A 6,273-nucleotide genomic window follows, 5' to 3' on the forward strand; every position below is an offset into this window, starting at 1 on the left:
CCCGCGGGGGGTGCGCTCCTGGGGGGGGGGGGGCGGCCGTGGTCCCGGCCCCGCGGGGGGGGGGGGCGCGGGGGGGGGGGGGGGGGGGGGGGGGGGACACGGTGTCCTCCGGGACGTCGTAGGCGGGGCGGGAAGAGGTGGCAGCGTCGGCAGCGGGGGCCGCGCCGTCCGGCCGGTCGGGCGACCCGGGACCGGGCCGGGTGGCGGGTGCCGCACCACCGGGCTGGGCGTACGCCGCCGGGCCGGGCTGCCAGGGGGCGGGCGCCGCGGCGGGGTGGACCGGTGCGCCCGGGCCGGCCGCTGCGCCCGGCGGCCCGTAGGCGGGCGGTGGCTGCGGGCCGGGCTGCGTCGGGCGGTTGCCGCTGAGCAGCACGACGGCGATGACCGCGGCGACCACGACGACCCAGGGCACCGCCCACCACGAGGAGGTCCACCAGAAGACCGGGCGGCTGAGCCCGACGATGAGGGTCACCGCAGCGCCCGCGAGCGCGACGTCGACGTGGCCGCGCACGGCCTGCTCGAGGTGGATGCGTCCGTCGGACGCCTCCGGGAGCAGCGCCCACGCCAGGCCGTAGACGACGAGGCCGATACCGCCGAAGAGTGTGACGAGGACGAAGAGCCCGCGCACGAGCAGCGGGTCGACGCCGAAGCGGTGCGCGATGCCGGCGGCGACACCACCGGCCCAGCGGTCCTGGGTCCGCCAGATGCCGAGCTGTCGTACCGAGGCGAAGAAGCCGCCGGACGGGTGCGGCGGGGTGGAGGGGGTGTGCGGAGCACTCTGGCCGTTCATAGGTCCAGCAAACCCGCCGGCGGGCGGTGTCGGTATCCGGTATGACCCTGATCCCTCCCCCGGTCGGTCCCGCGCACCCCTGGGAACACCCTGGAACCCGGCCCCGACGGGCCCGCACGGGCACCGGACGTGTGACCATCGGGAGGTGACCACGCAACGACTTCCGCTGCGCCGGCCGCTCGACGGGCGCCACGTGGGCGGCGTGTGCGCCGGCCTGGCGCTCCACCTCGGCCTGCCCGTCCAACGGGTGCGGGTCGCCTTCGTGGTGGCCGCGATGGCCTTCGGGGCGGGGCTGGTCCTCTACGGCTGGCTGTGGGTCTTCGTGCCCGCCGGTGACCCGGCCGACGCGGTGAGCTCGGCACGGCCCTCGGCGACCGTGCGCCTGGCACCGCGGCTGCGCCGCGGCGGCCGCGCGGTCGCGCCCGGGGACCTGGTCATCGGGATGCTCCTCCTCCTGGCTGCCCTGGCGCTGCTCCTGTGGCGGGCCGGGGTCAGCCTGCCCAACGAGTGGCTGGTGCCGCTGCTCGTCGTCGTGGGCGGGGCGGCGCTGGTGTGGACGCAGCTCGACTCCTCCCTGTCCGGGGAGGACGCGCCGGTGCCGCGCTGGCACCGGGTGGCGCGGATCGGCGGCGGTCTGCTCCTCGCCGTCGTCGGCATCGTCCTCCTCCTCGGCCGCGGGCTGGGGGCGGACGAGCTGCTCTCCGGCGTCGTCGCGAGCACCGCGATCCTCGTCGGCGTGGCCGTCGTCCTCGCCCCGGTGTGGCTGCGGCTCGTCCGTGACCTCGCCGCCGAGCGGACCGCGCGGGCACGGGAGGCCGAGCGCGCCGACATCGCCGCGCACCTCCACGACTCCGTCCTCCAGACGCTCTCCCTCATCCGCTCCCGCGCCGACGACCCGGACTACGTCGCCCGCCTCGCCCGCGCGCAGGAGCGGGAGCTGCGCCAGTGGCTCTACTCCGACCGGCCCGAGGCCGGCACCTCGGTGGCCGATGCGCTGCGGCAGGTGGCCGCCGAGGTCGAGGACCAGCACGGCGTCCCCATCGACGTCGTCACCGCGGGGGACCGCGAGCCGCACCCGACCACCGAGCCGCTGCTGGCCGCCACCCGCGAGGCGCTGCGCAACGCCGTCAGACACGGGGCGCCCCCGGTCTCGCTGTACGTCGAGGTGGGGGAGGATGGGACCGAGGTGTTCGTCCGGGACCGCGGCCGCGGGTTCGACCTGGACGCCGTCCCGGAGGACCGGCACGGCGTGCGGGCCTCGATCATCGGCCGCATGGAACGTCACGGAGGCAGTGCGACGATACGTACGGGCCCCGACAGCGGGCTCGAAGGGACGGAGGTCGTCCTGCGGATGCCCGAACCGAGGGAGTAGATGAGCACGCACGGAGAGACGACGCAGCAGCTGAGGGTCGTCGTCGTCGACGACCACGCCCTCGTCCGCAGCGGGGTGCGCAGCGAGCTGGAGGAACACGCGCCGGACCTCGTCATCGTCGGGGAGGCGGCCGACGTCGAGTCCGCCGTCGCCGTCATCCGCGAGACCCGACCCGACGTCGTCCTGCTCGACGTCCACCTGCCCGGCGGCCGCGGCGGGGGCGGCATCGACGTCATCACCGGCTGCCGCGACGTGCCCTCCCGGTTCCTCGCGCTGTCGGTGTCGGACTCGAGCGAGGACGTCGTGGGGGTGATCCGCGCCGGCGCACGGGGGTACGTCACCAAGTCCATCAGCCCCACCGAGCTCGCCGACGCCGTGCGGCGCGTGGCCGACGGCGACGCCGTGTTCTCCCCGCGGCTGGCCGGGTTCGTGCTCGACGCCTTCGGCACCGCCGCCAAGGACATCGCCACCACCGACGACGAGCTCGACCGGCTCTCCGCCCGGGAGCAGGAGGTCATGCGGCTCATCGCCCGCGGGTACTCCTACAAGGAGGTCGCCGCCGAGCTGTTCATCTCGGTCAAGACGGTCGAGACGCACGTGTCCGCCGTGCTGCGCAAGCTCCAGCTCTCCTCCCGCCACGAGCTCACCCGGTGGGCCGCGGTCCGCCGGCTCATCTGAGACGCCCACCCCCGACCGGAGGCACGAGGGGCACTCCCGCCGCCCGTCGGCCCGGGAGCGGCGGCGTGTGCCACCGGTCGGGGAGGAGCGGGTCAGCCGGGGTAGACGATCTCGACGCGGCGGTTGGCGGCGTGGGTGGAAGGGTCCTGCGGGTCGGGGGTGACGGCGGGCCGGGTCTCCCCGACGCCGGAGACGTCGAGCACCAGGTCCGGGCGTTCCGCGCGCAGGACGTCGGCGACCGCCTCGGCGCGGCGTTCGGAGAGCTCCTGGTTGTCGAAGTCGTGGCCGACCGGCTGCTGGGTGTCGGTGTGCCCGGTGACGGCCACGGACGCGCCGTCGGGGATGTCCGCCACGAGCGAGGCGATACGACTCGGGGCGCTCGCGGGCAGCTCCCAGCTGTTCTCCTCGAAGAGCAGGTCGGTGGACAGGGTGATGGTCGTCTGCCCCTCCATGGTCCGGACGCCGTCGCCCAGCGACTCGACGTGCGCGGTGGGGTCGAAGACGCGGATGTGGTCGGCGGGGTCGAAGACGCGGACGGAGTCGTGCAGCAGCTGTGCGGTGACCCCGCCCTCCGGCGGGGGCGGCGGCTCCTGCTCCGCGAGCTCGGCGGCGCCGGCGGTGGGCGCCCCGGCGAGGGCGAGGGCACCGGCGATACCGAGCGTGAGCAGCCCGCGCCGGGTGCGGGAAGGTGTCGTGCGGCGGGCCACGCGGATCACCGCTCGATGACGACGTCGGTGAACTCGACCTGGCCGACCCCGACGCTGATGGTGTCGATGTCGTCCTCGGGGGCGGCGAAGTAGGCCCAGTACATGAGGGTCTGGCCGCTCTTGGCGGCGGGGTTGAGCGGACCTGTGTCGGTCTGCCACCCCCGGCTGCCGCCGCCGCTGCCGAGCACCGTGTACTGCTTGAGGTTCTGCCGGTCGTTGAGCACCGTGGTGATCGAGTTCCGGTCGTGCATCTCGTAGATGCTGTACTCCCCGTCCCCGCGGAAGTGCGGGGTGAAGGACAGCTCCAGGGCGAGGACCTCACCCTCCTGGCGCAGCGAGTGCAGCCCCACCGTGACCGTGGCCTCGGCGCGTTCGTCGGCGCCGGGCAGGTCGTAGGTGATGGTGTGGAGGGCGTCCTCCGGCCCGACCGGCGTGGTGTCCACCGGGGTGGGGGAGGCGTCCTGCGCGGGGCGCGGCTTGTCCTCGCGGGACGCGGCGTCCTTGTCCGCGGCGGGAGCGGTGGTCGCGGCGGGCTCCGGCCCGCTGTCGAACTCCGCCGGGGTTTCCCTGCCGCACGCGGTCAGGCCGGCGAGGGCCGTAGCGGCGAGGGTGAGGGCGGCGAGGGGGCGTCGGACAGTCATGGGGTCTCCTTCTCGAGCGTCGGTCTCGCTCATGAGTCGGGTCGCGGCGCCGTTCGGTTGCACCCGGTTTGTGTGACGTGGGTCACTCGGTGACAGTGAGGGTGTGGACCACCTCGAGGTCGGCGCCGTCGGGTGCGCGGGCGCGCAGCACCAGCCGTCCGCTGCCGGGGGACCGGGCCGTCGTCGACACGCTGGGCAGGTCCACGACGTGGGTGCCGTCGGGCATCGTCCACACCCAGCTCTCGACGCCCTCGACGACGGCGGTGAAGATCGCCTCCTCCCCGACGGCCACCCGCGTGGGGCCGTCGACGGCGACGGCGGCGCCCGCTGCGCGGTCCGGCGTGCCGAGCCCCCCGGCGAGGCCGACGCCGCCGACGCCCCCGAGGAGGGCCGCGAGGACGAGGGCGACCGCGCCGAGCAGGGCCCGACGCCGCCGGCTCTGCGGGAGGGGCGTCGGTGCGTCCCCCGCTGCGGGCCCGGGCGGCGTGACGGCGGGCGGTGCGAGGGAGGCCTCGACATCGGCGAGCCAGGCCGCGACGTCGGGATGACGGTCCTCGGGGTCGTGCGCCGTGCTGCGGGCCAGCGCCGTGTGCAGCGCGGACGGCAGGTCCGCGGCGCCCTCGCAGAGCCACCGGAGCAGCGTCGACATCGCCCACAGGTCGGCGCGCGTGTCGACGACGCCCGGACCGTCCTGCTCGGGCGGGCGGAAGCCGGCCGTCCCACCCGCCACGGTCAGGCCGGAGTTCAGCGCGAGGTCCTTGCACATGCCGAGGTCGGCGACGACGAGCCGCTCGTCGGGCCGCACCACCGAGGCGGCCGGGCCGTCGGGCGTGCCCGTCTCGCCGGCCGGCAGCGAGGCGAGGAGGATGTTGCCGGGGCTCAGGTCGCGGTGGACGAGGCCCGCCGCGTGCACTGCCCCGACGGCGGCGGCCAGCGAGCGCGCCACCGCCAGCACGTCCTGCGGCCGCGCGGTCCAGCCCTGTCGACGCAGCGCGGTGACGCGTGCGGCGAGCGTGCCCCGGTCGGCCTGCTCGAGCACGAGGTAGGGCTGCCGGCGGTCGGTCTCCCCGATGTCGTGCACCACGACGACGTGCGGGCTGCGCACCCGGCGCAGGCTGCGTCCCTCGGCGATGAAGCGTTCCCGCACCTCGGGGTTGAGGCTGTGGTTCTCGGCGAGCACCTTGAGGACGACGACGTCCTCCAGCCGCTCGTCGACGGCCCGGTGCACGGTGGCGAAGGAGCCCACGCCGATGACCCCGTCGAGGCGGTACCGCCCGACGCGTTCGGTGCTCAACCCGCTCTCGTGCCCTCCTGCCGGCCGGTGCTGCGCAGGGCGGCGGCGACGAGCGCGCGGCCCCGGGCCACCTGCGACTTCACCGTCCCGACGCTGCGTCCGAGCCGCTCGGCCACCTCCGTGTACGGCAGGCCCTCGACGTCCCGCAGGGTCACCGGACCGCGGTAGCGGTCGGGCAGCCCGGCGAGGACGTCACGGAGGGTCGCACGGGTGGCGATCAGCGAGCTCATCCGCTCGGCAGGGGCGAGGTCGTCGGGCGGCAGCGGCGACGTGGCCCGCTGCCGCCGCAGGTGGTCGACCACCCGGTGGCGCACGATGCGGTGCACCCACGTGGTGACCTTGGCCTCACCCGCGAAGCTGTGGACCGACCCGGCCACCGAGATGAGCGCGTCCTGGGTGACGTCGTCGACGGCGGCCTCGTCGAGGAGTGCGGCGCGGACGAAACGGCGCACCACCCCGGAGGCGTCGAGGCGCTCGACGAGGAGCTCGGTGGCCAGCCGGGCGCCGACGCCGCCGTCGGCCGCTGCGCGGGCGAGCACGTCGAGAACCTCGGGGTCGTCGACGGGGATGCGGTCGAGCAGCTGTCGCGTCGCCGGCGCGTCTCCGCGCGCGACGGCCTCCCGCAGCCCGGGTGGCGCCGCCCGGTCAAGCATGCCCCCAGGCTAACCCGGTCCCGCGCCCGCCCGGCCGCACCTCCCGCCCGGCCGGGCGGGAGGTGCGGCCGGGCGGGTGGGGACCGCGCGGGTCGCGCCCCGCGGGGGGGCCCGGTGACCCCGCGCTCGCCGGCCCGT

General features: G+C 76.0%; 7 protein-coding genes. 2 read left to right on the forward strand and 5 right to left on the reverse strand.

Annotated features, from left to right (window positions below; all coding sequences use genetic code 11):
- On the reverse strand, nt 1–790 hold a 790-nt coding region (locus Q0195_RS09725), incomplete at its 3' end, for a PspC domain-containing protein (RefSeq protein WP_299277657.1).
- Nucleotides 791–935: 145 nt separating this feature from the next.
- On the opposite strand from Q0195_RS09725, the gene Q0195_RS09730 reads away from it, so the two are divergent.
- Both Q0195_RS09730 and Q0195_RS09735 read left to right on the forward strand, forming a co-directional pair.
- Nucleotides 936–2,162 carry an ATP-binding protein gene (locus tag Q0195_RS09730; protein WP_299277659.1) on the forward strand — a complete coding sequence of 409 codons (1,227 nt, stop codon included), beginning with the start codon at nt 936–938 and terminating at the stop codon, nt 2,160–2,162.
- Complete coding sequence (locus Q0195_RS09735; RefSeq protein WP_299277662.1) at nt 2,163–2,840, forward strand: response regulator transcription factor; 678 nt, start codon at nt 2,163–2,165, stop codon at nt 2,838–2,840.
- A 92-nt stretch (nt 2,841–2,932) separates the two neighbouring features.
- On the opposite strand, the gene Q0195_RS09740 is transcribed toward Q0195_RS09735, so the two are convergent.
- The 4 genes from Q0195_RS09740 to Q0195_RS09755 form a co-directional block, all read right to left on the reverse strand.
- A complete protein-coding gene (locus Q0195_RS09740; protein ID WP_299277665.1) occupies nt 2,933–3,547 on the reverse strand; it encodes an OmpA family protein in 615 nt (204 codons plus the stop codon).
- A gap of 5 nt (nt 3,548–3,552) precedes the next feature.
- Nucleotides 3,553–4,188 carry a hypothetical protein gene (locus tag Q0195_RS09745; protein ID WP_299277667.1) on the reverse strand — a complete coding sequence of 212 codons (636 nt, stop codon included), beginning with the start codon at nt 4,186–4,188 and terminating at the stop codon, nt 3,553–3,555.
- An 82-nt stretch (nt 4,189–4,270) separates the two neighbouring features.
- Nucleotides 4,271–5,482, reverse strand: coding sequence for a serine/threonine-protein kinase (locus tag Q0195_RS09750; protein WP_299277669.1), 1,212 nt, complete (start codon nt 5,480–5,482; stop codon nt 4,271–4,273).
- On the reverse strand, nt 5,479–6,135 hold the full coding sequence (locus Q0195_RS09755; protein ID WP_299277672.1) for an RNA polymerase sigma factor: 657 nt from the start codon (nt 6,133–6,135) through the stop codon (nt 5,479–5,481). The genes Q0195_RS09750 and Q0195_RS09755 overlap by 4 nt, the downstream gene beginning before the upstream one ends.
- Nucleotides 6,136–6,273 lie beyond the last annotated feature (138 nt).

It is taken from the genome of uncultured Georgenia sp. (assembly GCF_937958535.1).
Lineage (GTDB): Bacteria > Actinomycetota > Actinomycetes > Actinomycetales > Actinomycetaceae > Oceanitalea.